At 53.1% G+C, this 21,673-nt stretch carries 23 protein-coding genes; 3 read left to right on the plus strand and 20 right to left on the minus strand.

What is annotated here, in order from left to right; all coding sequences use genetic code 11:
- Positions 1–16: 16 nt before the first annotated feature.
- The 9 genes from B5E43_RS13515 to B5E43_RS13550 all read right to left on the minus strand — a co-directional run bounded on the left by B5E43_RS13515 (position 17) and on the right by B5E43_RS13550 (position 9,237).
- Complete coding sequence (locus B5E43_RS13515) at positions 17–232, minus strand: helix-turn-helix transcriptional regulator (RefSeq protein ID WP_087397554.1); 216 nt, start codon at positions 230–232, stop codon at positions 17–19.
- Between the two features lie 69 nt (positions 233–301).
- Positions 302–3,349, minus strand: a complete 3,048-nt coding sequence (locus tag B5E43_RS13520; RefSeq protein WP_087397556.1) for a DEAD/DEAH box helicase — start codon at positions 3,347–3,349, stop codon at positions 302–304.
- Complete coding sequence (locus B5E43_RS13525) at positions 3,346–4,155, minus strand: Hachiman antiphage defense system protein HamA (protein ID WP_087397558.1); 810 nt, start codon at positions 4,153–4,155, stop codon at positions 3,346–3,348. The genes B5E43_RS13520 and B5E43_RS13525 overlap by 4 nt, the downstream gene beginning before the upstream one ends.
- A 15-nt stretch (positions 4,156–4,170) precedes the next feature.
- Positions 4,171–5,022, minus strand: a complete 852-nt coding sequence (locus B5E43_RS13530) for a TIGR02391 family protein (protein WP_087397560.1) — start codon at positions 5,020–5,022, stop codon at positions 4,171–4,173.
- Positions 5,023–5,228: 206 nt separating this feature from the next.
- Positions 5,229–5,633 carry a DUF6550 family protein gene (locus tag B5E43_RS14955; RefSeq protein ID WP_343214324.1) on the minus strand — a complete coding sequence of 135 codons (405 nt, stop codon included), beginning with the start codon at positions 5,631–5,633 and terminating at the stop codon, positions 5,229–5,231.
- 30 nt (positions 5,634–5,663) lie between these two features.
- Positions 5,664–5,999 (minus strand): DUF6809 family protein, encoded by a 336-nt coding sequence (locus B5E43_RS13535; RefSeq protein WP_343214325.1) that lies wholly within the window; start codon positions 5,997–5,999, stop codon positions 5,664–5,666.
- A 54-nt stretch (positions 6,000–6,053) separates the two neighbouring features.
- Positions 6,054–7,022 (minus strand): tyrosine-type recombinase/integrase, encoded by a 969-nt coding sequence (locus tag B5E43_RS13540; RefSeq protein ID WP_087397564.1) that lies wholly within the window; start codon positions 7,020–7,022, stop codon positions 6,054–6,056.
- Positions 7,019–7,729: an integrase gene (locus B5E43_RS13545; RefSeq protein WP_087397566.1), complete on the minus strand. Its 711-nt coding sequence runs from the start codon at positions 7,727–7,729 to the stop codon at positions 7,019–7,021. The genes B5E43_RS13540 and B5E43_RS13545 overlap by 4 nt, the downstream gene beginning before the upstream one ends.
- Positions 7,730–7,896: 167 nt before the next feature.
- Complete coding sequence (locus B5E43_RS13550) at positions 7,897–9,237, minus strand: DUF4143 domain-containing protein (protein WP_087292469.1); 1,341 nt, start codon at positions 9,235–9,237, stop codon at positions 7,897–7,899.
- An 832-nt stretch (positions 9,238–10,069) separates the two neighbouring features.
- On the opposite strand from B5E43_RS13550, the gene B5E43_RS13555 reads away from it, so the two are divergent.
- The 3 genes from B5E43_RS13555 (at position 10,070) to B5E43_RS13565 (ending at position 13,323) form a co-directional block, all read left to right on the plus strand.
- Positions 10,070–10,642: an SGNH/GDSL hydrolase family protein gene (locus tag B5E43_RS13555; RefSeq protein ID WP_087397567.1), complete on the plus strand. Its 573-nt coding sequence runs from the start codon at positions 10,070–10,072 to the stop codon at positions 10,640–10,642.
- 1 nt (position 10,643) lies between these two features.
- Positions 10,644–11,204: a TetR/AcrR family transcriptional regulator gene (locus B5E43_RS13560; RefSeq protein WP_087397569.1), complete on the plus strand. Its 561-nt coding sequence runs from the start codon at positions 10,644–10,646 to the stop codon at positions 11,202–11,204.
- A gap of 148 nt (positions 11,205–11,352) precedes the next feature.
- Positions 11,353–13,323 (plus strand): oleate hydratase, encoded by a 1,971-nt coding sequence (locus tag B5E43_RS13565; protein ID WP_087397571.1) that lies wholly within the window; start codon positions 11,353–11,355, stop codon positions 13,321–13,323.
- 182 nt (positions 13,324–13,505) lie between these two features.
- Here B5E43_RS13565 and B5E43_RS13570 read toward each other — a convergent pair whose 3' ends face one another.
- The 11 genes from B5E43_RS13570 to B5E43_RS14960 all read right to left on the minus strand — a co-directional run bounded on the left by B5E43_RS13570 (position 13,506) and on the right by B5E43_RS14960 (position 21,400).
- Positions 13,506–15,086, minus strand: coding sequence for a site-specific integrase (locus B5E43_RS13570; RefSeq protein ID WP_087397573.1), 1,581 nt, complete (start codon positions 15,084–15,086; stop codon positions 13,506–13,508).
- Complete coding sequence (locus B5E43_RS13575) at positions 15,079–16,287, minus strand: site-specific integrase (RefSeq protein ID WP_087397575.1); 1,209 nt, start codon at positions 16,285–16,287, stop codon at positions 15,079–15,081. Before B5E43_RS13575 ends, B5E43_RS13570 begins: the two co-directional genes overlap by 8 nt.
- 3 nt (positions 16,288–16,290) lie before the next feature.
- On the minus strand, positions 16,291–16,593 hold the full coding sequence (locus tag B5E43_RS13580) for a DUF6809 family protein (protein ID WP_087397577.1): 303 nt from the start codon (positions 16,591–16,593) through the stop codon (positions 16,291–16,293).
- Positions 16,594–16,809: 216 nt separating this feature from the next.
- Positions 16,810–17,145 (minus strand): type II toxin-antitoxin system RelE/ParE family toxin, encoded by a 336-nt coding sequence (locus B5E43_RS13585; protein WP_071429260.1) that lies wholly within the window; start codon positions 17,143–17,145, stop codon positions 16,810–16,812.
- Positions 17,138–17,392, minus strand: a complete 255-nt coding sequence (locus B5E43_RS13590) for a type II toxin-antitoxin system prevent-host-death family antitoxin (RefSeq protein ID WP_009260451.1) — start codon at positions 17,390–17,392, stop codon at positions 17,138–17,140. The genes B5E43_RS13585 and B5E43_RS13590 overlap by 8 nt, the downstream gene beginning before the upstream one ends.
- Positions 17,393–17,479: 87 nt before the next feature.
- On the minus strand, positions 17,480–19,285 hold the full coding sequence (gene mobP3 / locus B5E43_RS13595) for a MobP3 family relaxase (RefSeq protein WP_087397579.1): 1,806 nt from the start codon (positions 19,283–19,285) through the stop codon (positions 17,480–17,482).
- Complete coding sequence (locus B5E43_RS13600) at positions 19,285–19,692, minus strand: hypothetical protein (RefSeq protein ID WP_242964838.1); 408 nt, start codon at positions 19,690–19,692, stop codon at positions 19,285–19,287. The genes mobP3 and B5E43_RS13600 overlap by 1 nt, the downstream gene beginning before the upstream one ends.
- 348 nt (positions 19,693–20,040) lie before the next feature.
- Positions 20,041–20,412 (minus strand): hypothetical protein, encoded by a 372-nt coding sequence (locus B5E43_RS13605; protein ID WP_087397582.1) that lies wholly within the window; start codon positions 20,410–20,412, stop codon positions 20,041–20,043.
- The gene (locus tag B5E43_RS13610; RefSeq protein ID WP_087397584.1) at positions 20,406–20,846 is read right to left on the minus strand and encodes a helix-turn-helix domain-containing protein; all 441 of its coding nucleotides are present in this window, start codon (positions 20,844–20,846) and stop codon (positions 20,406–20,408) included. Before B5E43_RS13610 ends, B5E43_RS13605 begins: the two co-directional genes overlap by 7 nt.
- Positions 20,843–21,052 carry a helix-turn-helix domain-containing protein gene (locus B5E43_RS13615; RefSeq protein ID WP_024723271.1) on the minus strand — a complete coding sequence of 70 codons (210 nt, stop codon included), beginning with the start codon at positions 21,050–21,052 and terminating at the stop codon, positions 20,843–20,845. Before B5E43_RS13615 ends, B5E43_RS13610 begins: the two co-directional genes overlap by 4 nt.
- A 63-nt stretch (positions 21,053–21,115) precedes the next feature.
- Positions 21,116–21,400, minus strand: a complete 285-nt coding sequence (locus B5E43_RS14960) for a hypothetical protein (RefSeq protein WP_143383017.1) — start codon at positions 21,398–21,400, stop codon at positions 21,116–21,118.
- Between the last annotated feature and the right edge of the window lie 273 nt (positions 21,401–21,673).

Consider the following 21,673-nt stretch of genomic DNA (forward strand, 5'->3'; position numbering starts at 1 on the left):
CTCGATTTCGGTAGAGTCAATCGCTATTTTCCTCCTTTACCAGCTCGATAATATCGCAGAAATCGCAGTCCAACGCTTTGCAAATCTTGGTGAGAAGCTCTGTACTGACATGCTCATTTTTTCCAAGCTTTGCAAGCGCAGTAGTAGACATGCCAGTGGCCAGACGCAAGTCCTTCTTTTTCATATTTTTATCGATCAAGAGCTTCCACAATTTATTATAGCAAACAGTCATTTTTTCACCTCTGATTATTTGGCATAAAACAGCAGTTTTAACTGAGTGTATTGCCTGCAAAATGTCCAATTAGTTCTTACATATCCATTTGATTCGTTCAGAAAAATATGTGGGATAATCTGATAGAAACATCAAAATATTATCTTTATGCAACTTTATAGCCCCTACGATACGATTAGTTTCGAGCGAGTCAAGGCCAATTTCCTCTGCCAGCATATTCGCAAGAAATCGATCATTAAAAACTTTCTCGCAAATTGAAACGGCTGTTTCTGTTTTGACGCCGTATTTTATTCTTTTTTGTAGCAGAAGCAAATTTTGCAATGGATTTACTATGTCTTCCTCATTGATCTCGATAATATCAATGATGCTCCCCGTAAAAAAGCTCAACTCGTAAGAAACAGACTTGCTACAAATATCCTCAAGACTCGCTATCGTCAAAGATGTACGTTGATTCATTTCAACAAATGAACAGCCATCAAGCCACATTTTGCAAATATCTGCGAAGAAATCTGTTTCTTTTTTAAGAGAGTGGGTTTCCAAAAAGAAGTCAATAAGCATTTTAAACAGCTGTTCATTTGTATAACTCTGCTGAGTAAGGTGGTTTTCAGATATCCATTTTTCAATATGGGATGATAGATCAATACCTGACATAGCCCTGGCGTAGTTTTTAACTTGGGAATAATCAAGTTCGCTTATCTTCAATGTGATGGCAGCAAAAATTTTTTCTAACAAAGTTTTTTCGTTATCATCTGCCATGAAATATGCCAAAGTACCTTTACAAATATCAGCCCCTATCGCTTCCTTATCAGCATTCTCGTCGTTTGAAAACACAAAACACAAATGATTTTCGATGGCCTCCACAGTACTTTTTCGAGTCATCATGGACTCTTCAATATTGTAGACGTTTTTTTGAGGATACTTCTCGTGTACATCTTTAGTAATCTCAATTGCACATTGTTCAAAGCAAGAAGGGTTGTCGTAATGGTCAATGATGTATTGTGCAACCCATGTACCTGACGCACTTATTTCATAGTCGATGATAATGTCTTGAACCAAGGATAGAATGGAGCTTCCGCAAGGTTCTGTTGCACTGCTATCGAACATTCTTACACAATCTCTCCATCTATAATTGCCGCCATTTCTTCGGTCATTCTTATTGTCGAACAACCGTGGATCGGTAACAATGACACTGCCTTCAGTATACATCCCAGAACGTGCGGTTCGTCCCATTAAATTCTGGAAGCTACGAATCTGCATGCTATTGCGTGCAACCACAAAACTTGTCATAAAAAGATATTTAATCGGAATGTTTACTCCTTGTGCCAGCGTTGAAGTACAGACAACAAGGCGCAAATCTTTTTCTCTAAATGCATACTCTACAGCAAGGCGCAATCCGTTGGGCAGATTAGAGTAGTGAGGCACAACACCAAAATGGCAAGCAATGGTATATGGATGCTGTATACCATAATAAACTGACATCAATTTTGCCAGTCGGTTCATTTCTTCGGCATTACTACTTCTTTTAATTTCGGTGAGTTCATACCTACGATCCTTTAATTCGATAATCCTATTGATTATAGTTTGCACAGTGCTGGTTCGATTAGCAAAAATAGCAGTTCCCCCATTTTTGCACAGCTTATTTGCATAATAGATTGCAATATCCTTGGCATCTGTTAGTTCTGGGAAATAGCGTTGCTTTCTCTCCTTTGGGCGCTTTTGTAAAGGAACAACTTCTATGCTACGTGGAACATAAAAATCCTCTTGTGTTGAATCATCTGAATAGTAGTGAATATCTGTTGTTTTTGATGCGAATCCAACCGTTTTAGGAGTCGCCTTAATGTTGGGATCTGTTGCTAAAACACCGCCTTCACCGAAAAGCCATTTTTGAATCTGCTCAGCATTAGAAAGCACTGCTGAAAGAATAAGAACCTGGTCTTCCGTTGAGATATGCTCACGAATTTCAGAAATCAATAATTCGTAAACTGCCCCTCGACTTCCGTCATCAAACATGTGACCTTCGTCAAATATGTATAGACCGATTGCATCCAAAAAATCTGTCTGGTGGTGAATGATATAGCTGAGTTTTTCAGGGGTGCAAATTAAAACCTTCGGTTTTAATTCGAGGAATATCTCTAAAGAAAAATCATCCTCAAGGACATCCGAAAATTGGTTAACTAAAGCCTCATCCCCAAATGCAGAAATCATATCATTTGCTATTTCATTGCACAAGGCACGTAGTGGCGCTACAATTATTGCTGTAGTTGCTCTATTAGAGGCAAAAGACGAACGGATTATCAACTCGATACTTTTTGTTTTTCCCACCCCTGTCGGCAACTGAACGATTGCACTCTGACCGCTTAATATTTCTTTTTCGCCGATAAGCTGTTGAGCTGGCCATAGCATTCTGGGCGCATTTGGGCTTTTAAGGTAGTCTGACCACAAGGACTGATCCAACCCTGAATACATGGGTAGAAGACTCCATGCTGATCTGGACAACGCTACTACGACAACTGCATATAATATATCGACATAGTATATTTCCATTGGAGTATCGTGTGCATAAATCTCTTTTCGATACTCCAATAATATATTCTGTATTTCTTCCGGCTTTTTCCCGCTGGTATAATACGCTAATAAGGAACGGCAAAGTTTTTCTGCAGTAGGAGTATCATTATTTATGTGTAGCTCTCGGTTTAGCAGGAGATATCCAAGAAAGTTGCCCATAATTTTTTGAGGTGCAGTAGTGTCCGGATTGTTTCGCTCAAAATACTCAGAGCATAACACTTTGGCACTCCCAAAATTATCAGAGAGGAAATAGGCCGCAGCTCCAGATAGCAAAAAATCGATGTCATATGCCGCACGATCTTTGGCACCCACAGCTGCGTCAAAGTATTGTGAAGCAACTCCTAAATATGGTGAAAACTCCTCTCTATCTACTGCATTATTTTCAATAACACTTTCAGCGTATCGAGAGAGTATGTAAACAACAGGATAGGATAGTTCATTCGAATTTAATGGAAACTTCGGATAAGCCTCATTTGGGATGTCATACTCTACCAATTTTGCTTTTGCCTTTTGGTATTTGAGCATATAACTTGAAGTATTTGAGAAAATCATTTTGTACACCTCTCGAATACTTGATGTGCCAGGGACATCAAATCTGCTCCGTGGACATAGAAAATAGACTGGTCTGTTTTCAATTCCAAATCGGTTCCTTTAATGCCGACGATAACTTTCTCTTTGATAGACGGCAAACTTGATATGGCAGCACCCACATAAAGTGTTTTGTATGGATTCTCTGTTTTTTGCTGAAATCTCGCTATACGTTCTGATTCTGATATTTTCCCCATGGAGCGAAGCTTTTTCCTGTAGTAATCCAAAGTATGAGAAAAGCGATGCTCATCTTTTTTTGAATCACCAACAGCATCTTTTATTACTTTGCCGGCTTCTTTTGAAGAAAGAAGTGCTTTTACTTCTATTGCTACAAGTTCATCGTTTTTGTGCGGCTTTTTAGGGCCAACAAAAAATCTGTAAGCAAGTACATCTGTGCCATGTTCAGACTCATTTTTCCCAGAACGGTTGTATTGCTTGCACCGTGGAACTTCATAGTTCAGTACAAACTCAAATAAATCTGCAAATAGGATTTCGCTAATGTCATTGGAGCGTGCAGTCGGGCCAAAATTCTCCCCCTTTTGAGGAATAATATATTGGCGCAAATATTCTTCTACAGTTAATTCATTTAGAAAGGCATCTTCTTCTAATTCATCATCTGGAACATAGTGTCTTCTAATATGGAGCGCCCAATCAGAGAGGATGTCCTCATCGATTTCATAGGATAATCTATAGCAATTCAATGGCTGTTGATCTTCGAAAACTACGCCATCTTCTTTAACAATCCATTTTAGATACTGAGGTCTATCCACTTTAACACCCTCCCGCTATTTCCCTGGGATACGATGACACTCGTCTAAATATTTGTGCGCAAACGATATGAGTGTGAGTATGTCAAGCGCTTTTGTTTCATCGGTTTTCCAATTAACTTTCGGCGTATGTGCTGCCGGATTTCTGACCAAATGAAAAATTGCCTCAAGCAACTCCTTCAAACCTATGAATTCACTACGTTCGCTTTCGGTTTTCATCGCGTTAAAAAAGATATGGGGTTTGTTTTGAGAAAATGCAGTTTGAAAAAGTGCTCCACCATCTGTAGCTAACCCTGAAATCTGCCGAACGCGTTCAGCCAACCCTTTTGCCGCTTCAAACACAGCATCATAATAATCTGCCCTCAAATAGTCCTCAACACAGTATTTCTGCACCTCGGAATGTATAGCACGGTCATAGAGAGCTTTCTTTAGGTGGTTCACTCTTTGGTCAACTTCGGTAAGTGTGTGAGCCTGGGAAACTTCTTTCAATCTTCCACTTTGGTCAATCAATAAGCCGGCAAAGAGCAAAATTTTATTTGTTTCTTCAAGCAAATATCTATATTGTCGCCTACTGTCAACGCTTGTGTATCGAGCGGGATTAAATGCGGCCTGCAAGAAAGAAAGTATCTTACTTAATGAGTGGCTGTTGCTTATATCCGTTGCCAAGCAATTATAAAGCCAGTCTCTTTTGTTTAATCCTATGGTATAACCCCATTGACTACGAGAGGAGCCATCATCAACGGCACAAATTCCGCATTGGCCTAATAATACGGTCAACTCGCTTTTGGTCAATCCTTGAGATGTATGAGCCACAACATCACAAAGCGCCTTTAACTGCTGTTGATCTAAACTGCGAACAATCTGACTCATATGGAACACCTCATTTCAGATTTTGTCCAAACACATAATAATTTTACCAAGGAAGTCCATTTTTGTCTATTAAAAATCCACACTTTAGATTTGCAATTTTAATTTAAGATGTATGTTCTCGAATGATAATTATTAAGAAATAGCCACAGGCGCACTCCATAATGCTCCTGTGGCTATTTCTTTGTTTATGTGGTGCATTTTTTGCGTCAGCCCATAATACCGATTTTGTTCCCGTTTTCGTACATATTGTCGGCATATATTACCTGATTTGGGCCTTGACTTTCTATCCAGCCGAAGCCGGGTACATAGACCATATCCGCTGAACTATCACCACTGGTCTCTGTCTCTGATTCAAGTGGAGTGGGCGGTTCCAGCGCTGACACACCTTGATTTTCTGCCGTGGGCGCTGGAGTTGGAGCAGGCGGCTGTTCATTTGCTTCCTCCAAGAGAGGCTCGGTTATCGTTTTATCTACTTCTTCCATCGCCGTTGTCAGTAGCGTCGCTGGTTCTGTTGGCTTCGGAAGCGGTGCCTGGGGTGCGGTTACTGCGGTTGTTGTGCTTGGTGCGGATTGTTTCCTTGTCCATCGCTGTTTGAGGCGACACAGTAGCACACAAGGCGAAACTGGCGGTAATTGCTGCGGCTATGGCAATTTGTTTTTTCGTTCCGGTTCCTCCTCAGATACGAAACGAGCGCCCGTTCTCCTGGCTTGGCAGGAGAACGGGCGCTCGGTTTCATCGTTGTGCAGTTCTATTGAAAGCCTCCACGCCAGTTCAAAGCCGGTGATAAAACTGTCGAGGGAGGTCTGTTCTATGATAGAGTTTTGGGCGTCAATGATCCGCAGCACCAGTTTGCGCTCCGGCTTTTCCAGAGCCGCAATCAACGCTTTGTGGCACTCCTCCACTTCGTTCTCCTGTTCGGAAAGCTCCGGCGGGGTATAGAAGCAGTCATACAGCCTCTTGAGCAGTTCGTTTTCCATTGTCATCATCTCCTTGCGACACAAACCTATACCACACCTCCCGCAGAATATCCATCAGAATTTCAGGAGGTGATCCAGAATATCTGCCGCTTGCCGCAGCTCCTCCTGAGACGCTTCGGCGGGTTTGTTCTCGTCCTTGGCAACTGGGCAGGCCAGATAGGGGGCATAGTTCTGCCGGGTCATTGCGGTCCTGAAGTGGCCCAGCATCTGAGAAACCTCTTTCGTGTCCATGCCATTTTGCAGAGACAGGACGGCGCAGGTGTGCCGGAGATCCGCGAACCGAATGTGATCCAGCCCGGCCTCTTGGATGATCTCATTGTGTAGCCGGCGCACCATCTGGGGCGAGTAGGGCCTCTGGGTGGCTGGGTGCATGAACATGAGCGGACTTCTTGGGTGTTTGGCGTGTTCCAGGCGCAGGAGTTCAACCGTTTCCTGGGTTAGACTGACGATCCTGGTGCCGCCCTCGTACTCCACCAGTTCCCGCCGCTCCACGGAGCGTTTCTCGGCGATGGTCAGCGTCCGCTCTTTTACATCCAGGTCGCTCCATTTCAGAGCAATCAGTTCGCATTGCCGAAGTCCCGCCGTCAGCGCCAGCAGGAACATGGGGAGGTACCCTAACCGCTCCGCCGCGTCCAGATAGTCCTCTACTTCTGCGGGCGTCAGCACATTGGCGCTGACCTTCTTGGGCTTTGGGTAGTGAAACGCTCGAGCGGGATTTTCCGTTATCAGGCCATCCCGCATCGCCTGGTCCAGACATTGCTGGAGCAGCCGGTGGATGTGCCGTATGGTATGCTCCCCCAGTCCTGGGTATTCGGGACTTTCCGGGCGGTGACCGCCAAAGCGCCTGCGCTCCTCCAGAAAATCTCCCACCTGCTCCGCGGTCAATTCAGAGAGCGGGATCTCCCCCAGTCCGGGGAGAATGTGGTTCTTAAAGATGTAGCCATGAGCTGCGTATGTGGTCGGACGGCTCTGGGGCTTGTCATAGGCTTTCTGCCAGCGGAGGACATACTCTCGCAACGTCATATCCCCACCTCCATGCACTGGCGCTGCAGGTTCCGGAAGGCCACCCGCGGAAGCCCCGCTTGTTTCAGAATCTGCTTGTGGAGGTAGTAGAACTCGTGGAGCTGGTACGGTGCTCCGGTCTTGGGGTTGAGGAACACATAGCGGCCGGTTTCCGGTACCCGTTCCAGCAGATGCTCCGCCCTGCTGTTGAGGGTCAGCAGGCGTTGTCCCTTGAGGATGTACCGGCAGCGGATATGAAAATCGGCCCACGACAAGGTGATGAGTTCACATTGCCGCAGGCCGCTGGAGAGTCCTGTGTAGATGAGAGGGAGTGCGCCCAGTTGTTCCGCTGCGTTCAGGTACCGTTGGAGCTGTCCCAGGCGCAAGGGAGTTGTTTGATACGCTTCTGCTTGTGGCTCCTGACAGAGCCGCACCGGGTTGTAGGGGACGCGCTGGTCACGGGCTGCTTCGTCCATACAGCGCCGCAGGAGCAGATGGACGCACCAGACGCTTCTGGCGCTGAGTCCCTGGCTCCGAAGGCTGCTATAGAAATCGGTGACGGTGTCTTCGGCCAGTTCAGCCAGCGGGATATCCCCGATTCCGGGGAGAATATGGCGGTAGATCAGGTTGCGGTATCCGCTTACGGTGCTGCCGCTCCATCTGCCCCGATTCTCGCAGAACCAGTGGTCGCACCACCGGCCTACTGTGTAGCTATTTCCTTTCTGCATATCGTCGCCTCCTTTCGGCAAACGAACAATACCACAGAAAGAGGAAAATAGCCACTGGAAAGAATGGAATATTTGCAGAAGAATGACTGCTCCCGAACGATACCGCTTGTTGACTTTCTTGTCATCCTTGTCATATATTCATCACATGACAAGAATCCGATTTTGGTTCAGATATCAGCTCCAGCCAAATAGCGTTTCAGCAGGAAAGCGCAGAAGTAGGGGAAGGTATAGATGTTATCACTATATCCGATGTTTCCGCCGGTGAACTTAATGCCGCAGTGAATATCCGCATACTTCTCACTGCTGATCAGGGTCCTCATGGACTTGGCAGTCCCGTTTTTGGCCTTCACCTCAACAGGGATCAGGGCGCTTGCCGTTCGGACGAAGAAATCCTGTTCCAGCGTAGAATCGTCCCGTTTATAGTAATAGAGTTTGTATCCCGCCTTGACCAGTGCTTCGCCAACCACATTTTCGTAAAGCGCGCCCTTATAGACGCCGAGATTTTTGTTGGTCCGCAAATCCTCCTGGGCTTCCTCATCCAGCATGGCCACAAGCAGGCCGCTGTCGGCAAAGTAGATTTTATACTTGGTATCGTCATAGTTGCCCTGAAGCGGCAGTTCCGGGAAATTCAGGCAGTAGCAGATATTGACCATTCCCGCATCATCCAGCCATTCCACACATCCTCTATAGTCACGGAAGCGAGCGCCGGAGGCAACTTTGGAGATTTGAAACTTCTTGTTGTCCTTGGCAAGCTGCACGGGAATGTGGTTGAATACATTCAAGATCCTGGTCTGGTCGATGCCCTCGGCATATTTGCGAATGTCCTCCTTGTAGTCCGCAATCAACTGTCTCTGTATCTCAAGCGACCCCTCAAAGGTACCTTTTTCAATGAACTCACGGACAACAGCGGGCATTCCGCCCAGGATGCAGTAGTCAAGGAAGAGCGAGCTGCACACCGACATCTGCACCTCGTTGAAGGGCGTGAGATTTCGCATATGCTCCAGCATATCTTCGATGAAAGCATCGTCATAGCCTTTGGCCCACAGGAATTCCTCGAAATCCAACGAGAACATCTCGTAGTCAGACTTGTAGCCCACGCTGTTGCTCTCGATTTTCCGGTAATTGATGCCAAGCATGGAGCCACTGCAGATCACATCGAATCTGCCGTCAATTTTGAAGAACTTCAGCGCTGTTGCAATTTCCGGAAACTCCTGCAGTTCATCAAAGAATATCAGTGTTTCGCCCTCAATAAACCGTTTGGACGGGTCCATTCTGGAGATATTCTTGATGATGTCATCCGCCTTATATCCGTCCGCTGTGATCATTTTATACTTTGGTTCTTCCACGAAGTTGATGGTGATCACACTCTGGTAATTCATCTCTCCAAACCGCTTGATCGACTCGGTTTTCCCCACCTGTCGGGGGCCCTTGACGATCAACGGTTTTCTGTCGGGGTTCGCCTTCCATTCAGCCAGGAATGCATCGATTTTTCGTTTCAAATAGAGCATTTCACCCACCTCCTTCGCCACTATTATACCGATACCCGATGGAGAAATCAATCGAAATCACAAAAAATGAGTGAGTTTTCTTTTGCTCTGCACATTTTGTGAGCGAGTTGTTGGGTCGAATACACATTTTCAGTTTCCGAGCGAGCCATATCATGCCGGGGCGTATTTCCTTGTTTTATGCGGCGCAGTTTCTGCGCCTCTGTTCTGAGGTGATTGGCCTGTCATCTCCCCCTCAAACCGGGCGGAACATCTTTTAATACACAGAATCCAATCCCACACAAATCCCAAAAGACGAAAGGGTTTCTTGAAACAAGCAGGGCAAAAGAGTGCTAAAGAGGAACTGCCCAAGCAGAGGAAAGGACCAAAGAGGGCGGTAGAGTGTCGGCTGAAGGTTCAGACACACATTTGGGAGCAAGATGCCGGGAGTTCGAGTCTCCCCACTCGGACCAAAAACCGCCTCAAAATTGTTGTTTTGAGGCGGTTTTCATAACTTTTTGAGCAATAGTTTGTTTGGCGTTCTGCATAAAAAATGTCTCAAATGTGGTCAACACACTTTTGGGGATTTGTTTTGAATTTTCGTTGTAGACATAGTTTTTGGTCCGTCTCCGCCACGATTCGTTACGAAAAGAGGCAAAGGTAAACTGCACAATTTTTCAAATATGGGGTCATGACCACCCCTTTTCGACTACCGCGCACGGCCGCAATCTTATCTTTGTTTCTTGCGTCGCAAAATCTGATGGGCCTGTCTGCGCTTCCCGACCTTGTCCCTCTCGGTGAGGCCGTGTATAATGGCAGTGGAAAGCAGGAAAAGAAGCGAGTAAGGAGCGGGGCCATGCGGATCCTCATGCTGGGTAACAGCTTTACATTTACCAACAATATGCCACAGATGCTTGCCGGTCTGACCGGGGCGGAGGTGGTCCACCACACCCGGGGCGGGGCGCGGCTGTCGGAACAGCTGAACCCCAGCACCAAGCTGGGCAGTCAGACCCAGGCGGCGCTCCAAAAGGAGAAGTGGGACTATGTGGTGCTCCAGGAGATGAGCCACGGCCCTATCACCGCCCCCAAGAGCTTCTTCTCCGGTGTGGAGGGGCTTTGCCGGCAGATCCGGGCAAACGGAGCGGTCCCCATTTTGTTTGCTACCTGGGCCTATCAGAGGGGCGGAGCCAAGCTGACGGACAAGGGCTGGGACTACGACGAGATGGCCCAAAAGCTGTCCGAGGCCTGCCATAAAGCGGCACGGGACAACAACGCCCTGATCGCCGACGTGGGAAACCGCTTTTATGAGCTGTCCCACGCCCAAAACCTCTACGCCGCGGACGGGGTCCACCCCAATGAGGCGGGCTCCCATATCGCGGCGGAGACCATTGCAGCAGTGATCCAGCAGCACGAAAAGGAGGCGCAGTAATATGCCAAACACCACAAAGCAGGCTCTGGAGGAATCCCTGAAGCATATGCTGCTGAAAAAGCCTCTGGACAAAATCACCATCCGGGACATCACCGAGGACTGCGGCATCAGCCGCATGGCCTTCTACTACCACTTCAAGGACATCTACGACCTGGTGGAGTGGGCCTGCATCGAGGACGCGTCCAAAGCCCTCCAGGGGAAGAAGACCTACGAGACCTGGCAGGAGGGGCTTTTGCAGATCTTTGAGGCGGTGCTGGAAAACAAGCCCTTCATCCTCAACGCCTACCGCTGTATCAGCCGGGAGCAGATGGAGCGGTTCCTCTACCAGCTGACCTACGGCCTGATCCGGGGGGTGGTGGAGGAGCAGAGCCGGGGGGCGGCCGTCTCTGAGGAGGACAAGTCCTTTATCGCGGAGTTTTACAAGTACAGCTTTGTGGGGGTCATGCTGGACTGGATCCGCCGGGGGATGGGCGACGATCCCCGGGCGCTGACGGAAAAGATCAGCGCCGCCATGCGGGGCAGCATTGCCAACGCCATCCGAAATTTTACGGAAACAGAATAGGAGCCGCTTTACAATCCGGGCCCGATGATCAAAAACTGATCATTGGGCCCGGATTGTAAATGGAAGAAATGTTTCGCGGGGAGTAAAATCAAGCCATCAAATGAATCCAGCCCGCGGAAGCGGCAGGATCGGAAAGGCGGTATCTGATATGGATAAGAAGTTGGGAGCGCTGACCGCGGCGGCGGCCGTGGCCGGAGCGGGCGCGGCGGTAGTTCTGGCAAAGAAGGGGGGCGGCGGCAAAAAAGCGGCGGAGAAGTCCGGGCCTGAAACCTGCGCCCCGGCCTCCTATCGGAATACAGAGCTGGGGAAACACGAGAAAAACCGCAAGGGCATCTATTATACCAACGGCAACTATGAGGCCTTCGCCCGGCCGGAGAAGCCGGAAGGCGTGGAGAACAAGAGCGCTTACATCGTGGGCAGCGGACTGGCTGCTCTGGCGGCGGCCTGCTTCCTGGTGCGGGACGGGCAGATGCCAGGGGACCGCATCCACATCCTGGAGGCCATGGACGTGGCCGGAGGGGCCTGCGACGGCATTTTCGACCCCAGCCGGGGCTATGTGATGCGGGGCGGCCGGGAGATGGAGGACCACTTCGAGTGCCTGTGGGACCTGTTCCGCTCCATCCCCTCCCTGGAGAAGCCTGGGGCCTCGGTGTTGGATGAGTTCTATTGGCTCAACAAGCGCGACCCCAACTACTCCCTGTGCCGGGCCACGGTGGATCGGGGCCGGGACGCCCGCACCGATGGAAAGTTCAACCTGAGCCAGAAGGGCTGCATGGAGATCATGAAGCTCTTCATGACCCCGGACGAGGACCTGTACGACAAGACCATCGAGGACGTCTTTGACGACGAGGTGTTCTCCTCCACCTTCTGGCTGTACTGGCGGACCATGTTCGCCTTTGAGAACTGGCACAGCGCCCTGGAGATGAAGCTCTACTTCCAGCGCTTCATCCACCACATCGCGGGGCTCCCCGACTTCAGCGCCTTGAAATTTACCCGGTACAACCAGTACGAGTCCTTGATCCTGCCCATGCAGAAGTACCTGGAGGAGGCCGGGGTGGACTTCCGTTTCGGCACCGAGGTCACCAACGTGATCTTCGACATCCGGGACGGCAGAAAGACGGCCACCGCCATCGAGTGCCGGGTCAACGGCGCGGAGCAGGGCATTGTCCTCACGGAGAACGACCTGGTGTTCGTCACCAACGGCTCCTGCACCGAGGGGACCATCTACGGCGACCAGGACCACGCCCCCAACGGGGACGCGGAGGTGCGCACCAGCGGCTGCTGGAGTCTGTGGAAGAACATTGCCAGGCAGGACCCCGCCTTTGGACGGCCGGAGAAGTTCTGCTCCGACATCTCCAAGACCAACTGGGAGTCGGCCACCATCACCACCCTGGACGACAAGATCCTCCCCTATATTGCCAACATCTGCAAGCGGGACCCCCGCACCGGGAAGGTGGTCACCGGCGGCATCGTCAGCTGTCAGGACTCCAAATGGCTGCTGAGCTGGACCATCAACCGCCAGGGGCAGTTCCGGGAGCAGGCGCCGGAGAAGGTGTGCGTCTGGGTGTACGGCCTCTTTACCGACGTGCCCGGAGACTTCGTGAAGAAGCCCATGAAGGACTGCACCGGAAAGGAGATCACCCAGGAGTGGCTCTACCACATCGGCGTGCCGGTGGAGCAGATCCCGGACCTGGCCGCCCACAGCGCCGTGTGCGTGCCCACCATGATGCCCTACATCACCGCCTTTTTCATGCCCCGGACCAGGGGAGACCGGCCCGATGTGATCCCCGACGGCTGCGTGAACTTCGCCTTCCTGGGCCAGTTCGCCGACACCCCCCGGGACACCGTATTCACCACTGAGTACTCCGTGCGCACTGCTATGGAGGCCGTCTACGGCCTGCTGGGGGTGGACCGGGGGGTGCCCGAGGTGTGGGGCAGCGTGTACGACATCCGGGAGCTGCTGCACAGCACCGTCTGCCTGATGGACGGCAGGTCCCCGCTGGAGGTTTCGCTGCCCGGTCCTCTGGAGCTGCTGAAAAAGCCCCTGCTGAAAGCAATCCGGGGTACTGTTATCGAGAAAGTCTTGCGGGATCAGGACGTGCTCCGGGACGGCATGTGACCGTTGGGTTCTGCCATTCTGCGTCCTGAAAACCGAGGAGACGACCGTTACCCAGAATACTTTCATCCCTAACCGGGGCCTCCTTCTCAAAGATTATCACCCGTCATGAGATTGAAAACATTGATATAATGACAAATGAAAGAGGATCGTATTGAGTTATGATACGATCCTCTTCCCTTGTTTCAGGCCGCCCGCCCCAGCATCCCCCGCATCATCTCATACCACTTCGCCGCCGTATGCCGAGTCACCCCGGCGCCCCGGGCGATAGCCCGATAGCTGGTCACGTCGGGATGGAACTTCATGTACGTCCAGATCTTCTTCTGTGTCTTGGTGAGCTTATCCGGTGGAGTGATGCCCCGAGCCTGGTCCCGCAGGGCCTGCCGCTCTGCGTTCATCTGCTGAATCAGCACCTTCAGCTTCGCTTCGCATTCCTCCTGGGTATGAGCGTAGACGCATTTAGAGTGCTTGGTGCCGTCCGGCCAGGTGGGGGAGTAGCGGCCCTCAAATAGATGGTCATTGATTTGAGAGATGCACCCGGTGCCGGGCTTTCGGGTCTTTCTCAGCACCGGCTGGAAATCTTCGACTGAACCCTGCTCTGCCTGAGCAGGATTCTCCCGCACCTCGTTGCCCAGACCACGGTCGATCTTGGCCGCGGCCTCGCTCTGCATATCCCCAGTGACGTGGGTGTAGATGTCCAGGGTGGTGGCCGCCGATACATGGCCCAGCATGGCGGAGAGGGTCTTCACATCCATACCGCTCTCCAGGGACAACGTGGCAAAAGTGTGCCGTAAATCGTGGAATCTGATCCTCTTACACCCGGCCCGCTCCAGCATGATCTGGAGCCGTCGGCGCACGGCACCCGGTGTCATGGGCATGTTCTCTTTGACCGGCGAGGGGAACATCCACCGGGAGTCCACCGTCTCCCGATACGCCCGCAGCACCTCCACCACGCCGGGCGGCAGGACCAGCCTGCGGATGGAGGCGCGGGTCTTCGGGACGCTCACCTGGAGCTGTCCCCGCACCTCATAGACCTGCTTGTTCACGGTCAGGGTCCCGGTCTTGAAGTCCAGGTCATCCCACTGGAGGGCCAGCAGTTCGCCCCGCCGCAGGCCGGTACATAAGTCCAGAAGGAACAACTCGTAGTAGCCCTCCGCCTGGGCCTGGATGAGGAACCGCTGGAGCTCTTCCCGGCCCAATACCTGCATCTCCCGGCCCCGCTTGGGCGGCAGCTTGCAGCCCACCGCCGGGTTGGTACGGATCAGTTCCTCCTGCACCGCCTTCTCCAGAGCGGACCGGCAGGCGGCGTGGAGGCCGCGCACCATGGAGTCGGACAGCCCCTTGCCGAACTGCTCCGCGCGGATGAGCCGCCCGCCCGTTTTCATCCGGGCATAGAACTGCTGGAGGTCCTTCTGGGCCAGCTGGTTCAGGGGGATCTTTCCCAGTTCCGGGATGATATGCTGATAGATCTTCGCCTCGTAGTTGGCCTGGGTGGTGGGGCGGATCTGGGGCTTCACATAGTTCTGGTACCAGAAGTCCAGCCACTCCCCGAAGGGCATCTCCGGCCGGACCTTCTCCGTCCTGGGGCCGGTCACCGTCTCCCGGAGCTGTTTCAGCTTTTCCTGACACTCCCGTTTCGTCTTGGCCAGGACGTTTTTCGTTCTGGGCAGGCCCTTCTCGTCATAGCCGATGACCACCCGGCCCTCCCAGCGGCCGTCGTTCCGCTGGCGGACGGAGCCCTCGCCCTTTTTACGCCGCTTACCCATGGCGGGCACCTCCCTCCGGCCTGTCTCTTTGCCACGGTTTCAGGTCTTCCCCCAGGAGATCTTCCAGGAAACCGCCCACGATGTGGCTGGCCTCCTGCTGCATGTCCGGCGTCACGTGGGTGTAGGTGTCCAGGGTGAAGCTGGCGTTGGTGTGGCCCAGGATGCCGGACAAGGTCTTGGCGTCCACGCCGCTGGTGAGGGCGTGGGTGGCAAAAGTGTGCCTTAAATCGTGGAATCGGATCGCAGGCAGGCCCGCCTCTCTTAAGATCCGCTTCATCCAGTAGTAGGCGGCGCTGGGGCGCACCGGCTTCTCCGGAGCCAGAGGTTCCGGGAAAATCCACTGACTGACGGCGTGCTTTTTCCGCTCCTTCAGCCGCTGGACGGTGCTGGGCGGCAGACGAATGGTCCGCCGGCCCTGGCTGGTCTTCGTCTCGCCGATCTCCAGCTCTCCGGCCTTGGGGACATTTACCGACCGAAGGACCCTCAGCGTTCCGGCCTTCTCGTCGAAGTCCTGCCACATGAGACCGCAGATCTCGCCCCGCCGCAGGCCGGTGGTCAGCTCCGTGTAGAAGAAATCCCGCCAGATCTCGTTGCGCTCCACTGCAGCCAGAAATGTCTCCATCTGCTCCTTCGTGAGGATCTGCTTGGGACGATGGTTGGCCTTGGGCACCGCAGCTCCATCGGTGGGGTTCCGGGCGACCACATGGGCCGCCTCCGCGTCCTTCAGGCACCGGTGGAGCATGGCGTGGATGCGGAGCACCATGGTGTCCGACAACTCGTGCCCGTATTCCGGGTGCTCACGGACACGGCCCTCGTGTTTCAGCTTTCGATACAGCTTCTGGATGTCCATGCGGGTCACCCGGGAGACGATCTTATCCCCCAGATAGGGTTTGATGTAGCACCGAATGAATTGCTCATAACTCCGCAGGGTGTTGGGCCGCAGGGTGGCCGCGCCGTAGTCCTCCATCCACCGGTCCAGCCACTCCCCCAGGGTCATGCGGCTGTCCTCGGTGAGCTCCACGTCCTGAAAGGCCTCCAGGTCCCGGTGGAGCTTGTCCAGCAGTTCCTTCTGGGTTTTGGCCAGGACATACCGGAAGATGGGCTCGCCGTTTTGTTTGTGGCCCACCACGATGCGGCCCTCCCAGCGGCCGTCCTCCCGCTTTCGGACCATGCCGTCGCCGGACGGCCTGCGTTTTGCCATAGGCTATTCCTCCTTATTTGGGTCGAGCAGACTGCCGTCGTCCTCGTCCAGGGCCTCCAGGATCATGCGGACTCCCAGGCGGAAACCCAGGATGAAGTTCTCCAGGGCCATGGTGCTACCGATCTCATTCTCCGCGTTGATGAGCCGGAGCAGCAATGTTTTTTCCTTGTCCTCCAGCAGAGCGGTGAGTTTCTCCTCGCACTCTGCTGACTGTTCCATGGCCTTTTTCAGAGCAGTCCCCGATTTGACGATCTGATCGTTGGGGGTGATATTTCCAAAGTACAGATTTTCCAGTGTGTCGCGCATGTGTGCCGCCTCCTTTGTCAGCAACACACAATACCCGAACTTCCTTCCAATAGCTACCCCCAACTGCAACTATTTTCAGAAAGTTATCATCTGCGGGCAGGATTTTATCTTTGTATTGCGGTCCAGATTTTGATATGCCTGCCATAGAAAAAACCGCCTGCATCTCTGCAGACGGTTCCGGTGACAAATCGTTTCTCCCTATGGAGAAGATTGTCTCTATTCGTTTGTTTCGTCGTCCTGCACATCTCCAAAGAGAATGCGAAGATAATCCCGGCGGCCGTAGAGCACACGATCCACATAGACATCGTTGTCAAGAACTCGGTAAAAAGTGAGGTAACTGCCGGTCACCAGGAAACGATAGTCACTCTCGACATCGGCAATCGAGGACAGGGACGCGCCAATCAGACTGTGCTCCCGCAATCTGCGGATGTCCTTTGTGATGTTCCGTACCGTGGAGATCGCTGCGCTGGGATTTTCCAAATTCTTTGCGATATAGGACTTGATCCCGGCCAAATCAGCCTGCGCCTCGTCGGATAAATGCAGGTTATTCATCTGCGATTCCGAGATGTTTTTCTACGGCCTCCAGCGTCAACCAGCCCTTTTCCTCCCCGGACTTGCGGCCCTTGGCCAGCTCGTTCATCAGCCGGAGGGTGGCCTGTGTCCGCTCATAGTCCTGCATGTCCACGATGGCGTAGCGGCCCCGGCCATTCTTCGTCAGAAAAACCGGAGCGCCCACAGCCACGTCATGCAGAACCTCCGTGTAATTGCGCAGATCGGAGATGGGTTTGATGTTCGGCATGGTGTTCAGCCCCTTTCTTGCCCTTAGTATACCTCGATCTGCTGTAAAATTCAACAGCATTTTTTACTGCGGTTTCGTTGGCGATTGCTACCACCCCATGGTCATGCCGCCCATGTCCTGCCGGAGAGTTTCCTCATGGTCATCCGGCTTGTGGCCCATGGCGATCTTCTTTTCCTGGATTTTCCGCCGCAGCTTTCGGTCCACCCACTGTCCCACCGGGGCGGCGGGAGGCACCGAGTTGTCACGAAAGATCTGACTCAGGTGGTGGAGCAGCCGGGTGGCCGACAGGAATACATTGGGCCTGCGCGCCTGATCGAAGTGCTCCAGAAAGAAGGCGGCGTACTCGTTTCCCTGTTCCGCCGATTCATAGAAATACGCCCAGGCCTGCTCCCGGTCCTGTTTGACATTCTGTCCGGTGAGGTACAGCTTTCCAAGAGCGTACTGGGCGTACTGGTTTCCGTGTTCGGCGGAGTCGGTGAGATAGGCCACCGCCTTTTGCACGTCTTTCGGGACATCTTTCCCCTCCAGATACAGCTTTCCCAGGCGGTAGGCGGCGCAGGTGTTCTCCTGCGCCGCCGCTTTTTCATACCAGGATACCGCCTCGTCCATTCGGTTCTGACTTTGCAGAAGTTTTCCCAGCGCGTACTGGGCGAAGTCATATCCCGCATCAGCTGTCCGCTGAAACCACAGTTCCGCCTGCTCGTCATCGGGGAGAACGCCTCGTCCGTCCCGCCAGCACTTGCCCAGCTGGTAGGCGGCCAGAGAGAACCCTCTCTGCCAGAGCCGTTCCAGCACCTGCACCTGCTCCGCCTTTTCGCTCTCTGGATTTTCATACTCCTCCAGTACCTCCTTGGCGCTCTGGTAGACCTCAGCCATCCGCCAGTTGGAGTTCCAGGCGAAGTACACCGCATCCTGGTCCTCATCCACCTCGTCTCTCATACGGGCATCCTCGAAGGTAAACGTCCCCAGCCGGAGCCGCTCCGCCTCCCGGATGACCATGTTCTTGATGGCTTTAAACTCCTTCTGTTGGGAGAGGGGCAAGTGCTCTCTGGGTGCGTCCTTGTAGTAACGCTCCAGTTCATCCCGAAGTTGATTCCACTGTTCGTAGCACTCTGCCACTTCCGGGACCTTGGCCAATTCGTCCACGATGGCGTCCACCTGCACCTTTGCCGGCTTTTTCAGGTAGCCGTAGGCCTTTTTACCCTTGTGGTTCTCCAGCATCCCGGCCAGCGTCTCCATCTGCTCCATAATGACGGGGCTGTGGCACAGACCTGTCTCCATCTCCCGGATGAGCCGCCCCATGGCCTCCATCGCCGCGTCCCGCACTTGGCTGTAAGACAGATCTTTTTTCTGGTAGAGAGACAGCAGCTCGTCCCGGAAGATCTCATTGGACAGCTGGGAGCGCATCTTTTCGATGCCCTTTTCTGTGAGATACCCCTGCTTTGGCTCCGCCGACCAGACCATCATGTGGATGTGTGGGTGGTGCTTCTCGTCGTGAAAGGCGGCCCGCCATCGGAAGCTGTTGGGCGAAATTTTCATGGCCTGAGCCAGTTCCGTCTGGTGGGCCAGCAATAACCTGCGCCAGCTCTCGCTGTTCTCATAGCCCAGCCGGTGGGCATCCTCCCGTTTCAGGGAGTAGACGAAGGTCCACACCGGCCCGGTGTGCCCGTTGATCTCCTCCATGGTTTTCTCCAGATCGGCGGGACCGTCGGCGGAGAACAGTCCGTGGGAGCGGGGACGCTGGGCCATATATTCCAGGTATCCGCCGCCGTCGTGGGAGGGGGATGGAGCCTCGATCAGCTCCACGCCCTCCCGGGTGGCGATGTACTCGGCGTAGTGACCGCCGCCGTTTCCCGGTCTGATGTAGCCTGACTTCTGGATCAGTCCCGGCATCACTCAGCCCCCTTTTGGTAACGGACCGTGTCTTCGAAACTGATCTCGCCGTTGGTTTCCTTCACCTCTTTGACGCACCGGACGCGGGCTTTCCGCAGTTGATCCGGGTCGATCTCTATGTCGGCGGCCAGGATATTTCCCATGAGGTTTTGATCCACCGACAGCTTGAACAGCAGGTGCCCCATCCGTTTGCCCAGGGCCCCCAGCTTGCCCTCCAGCACATCGGCCAGGACCCGGGGCAGGTAAGCATCGGCAGATTCCGTGTCCAGGTAGCCGGAATAGAACCGAATGGCCTTCTCAATAAATTCATTTCTGGTAGAGCAGTTATCTCGCCGGTAGCGCGATTCCACCTCGGTCCAGGCGGATTCACTGAGCCAGACGGAATGTTTCTTATTTTCCTTTTTCAAATTCAAAATCCTCTCTTTATTGCATCAGCGCCGCCCGAAAGCCTGTCACAGCGGGGATTCAGGCGGCTTTTGAGAAAAACAGCGCCAATCTCAAATCGGGTTGGTCGGAACAGCGCCAACTCCAACCCCTGAAACCGCCCGCACTGCGGGCGGAAGCGACCGCCCAGGCGCCATAAAAGCGCCAGGGCTTTCTCCTGCTTTTCCCTTCGTCCTCCGTAAATCAGTTACGGGGCGGCAAATTCCCCGGATAGGCCTCCTCCACAGCGGTGGAACAACGGGCCAAATCCGCCCCGAGACCGCCGGGAGGGGCAGGGACTCTGCCCTCCCGAAATCGAGGCACACAGCCCCTCACAGGCCGTTACACGGGGAGAGTTGCTTGCTGCAGGGAACGGTGTGCTGCGGCAGAAAGATCCGGCAGTATTCCTCCGGGCCAGGCACCAGGTGCCGGCGCATCATCTCGCCGCACTGAAACATCTGGAACACCGCATTTCGATAGCAGGCCGTTATCTCCTCACGGCACTCCCTCGCAAAGATTCTTTGTTCATCTGTCAGGGTTCCGCGGTTCTCATCGCAGAGGAACAGAGCTACCGCATCTTCGTCGATAGGATCTTCGTGCGTACGGCTCCACCGATTGACAATGTACCGCCGCATGTCTATGGTGCGCCGTGCTGACAGAGACGGGTCCTGCTCGATCAGGCAGTCGATCATCTGCATCAGCATCCGGATGCACACTCCTTTCGCTTCAGCGCCGCCATGCGTTGTTCCGCTCTCTGTCGTTCCAGCGCCAGGTCAGCTACGTGGAGCTGCCGCTCATAGAACTGTTCAATGGACATCTGGATGGGCAGGATGTAGTAACGCAGACAGCCGTTGAGGGTGCGGCCGTCCCGGGTGGTGACGGTGGTGCGCTCCGTCCGGATCAGACCCCGATCCTCCAGTTCGGTCACATACTTGCGCACCGTGTTGACGCTCATCCCCACAGCCTCTCCGATGATCCGGTAGCTGGCCACGCACTGATAGGTCTTCCGGTCCTCACGGTGGAGGAGAAATCCGTAGACTGCAATCGCCCCGGCGGACAGTCCCAGGGAGAAGATCTCGTTGGGGAGGGGGAAGTAGTTCTTGATAGGGTCCCGCTTGGGCCAGTGCTGTTTTCTCATTTCGTACCTCCCGACTGTCCCTCCGCCCACTGGATGAACTTCTCTTTCGGAACTACCATACGGCTCCCCACCCGCAGCGTGGGGAAACCGGGATCGTTGAGCAGCTCGTAGGCGGTGGAGATGGACACGCCCAGTACCTGCGCCACCATCTTGGCGTTGAGGAACAGAGGCAGGTCATCGTAGGATTTGTAGACAGACAGTTTCAATGTTTAGTACCTCCGGTGTTCAAATTCAGAGAAAAAATTTCTTGCGTTTCGGAGGTCTCTCTGTTAAACTGGGACACAGATCAGGCTGTGTTTTCCGAAACGCGGCAGGCCGCTGAACTGTTGCAGCAGTTCAGCGTTTTTTTTACAGGGTCTGTCTTTTTCTTTTCTGGTTTTGGCCATGCACCATACCCGTTCCTGCCCTGCGGCCTTGTTTGACCAACACAGCGTTTTCTTCCCCTTGGCACGCTCAATTGTCGGTGCTCTGCGACAACGTCCTGGCGTTACTTCCCCGTGGAGTATCGTCTCTGGTGATGGGTATTCATTTTTCAACGCCTCATGAAATGCCATCACAGCTGAGAATGAAAATATAGTCTGTGCGTTAACCGAAGGATTTGCTAAACTGAAAACAGCAGGCGTAGTCCGGTTGCACCTTGGTGGATTTTCACCCCGTTTGTTCAACGTGGACGAGTTGCCCAAGAGAACAGCAGTATGTTGCGTCACGTAAGTGAAGAGCACGAGTAGCAAAGTTCGGATACCCACCCGGGCAATTCCCAGCCTGCATAATTCAGGGAGGGATTTGATGCAAGACATATTGACCTGCGCCATGGGACTGGATATTCA

Origin of the sequence: Flavonifractor sp. An100, from assembly GCF_002161175.1 — a bacterium.
Lineage (GTDB): Bacteria > Bacillota > Clostridia > Oscillospirales > Oscillospiraceae > Lawsonibacter.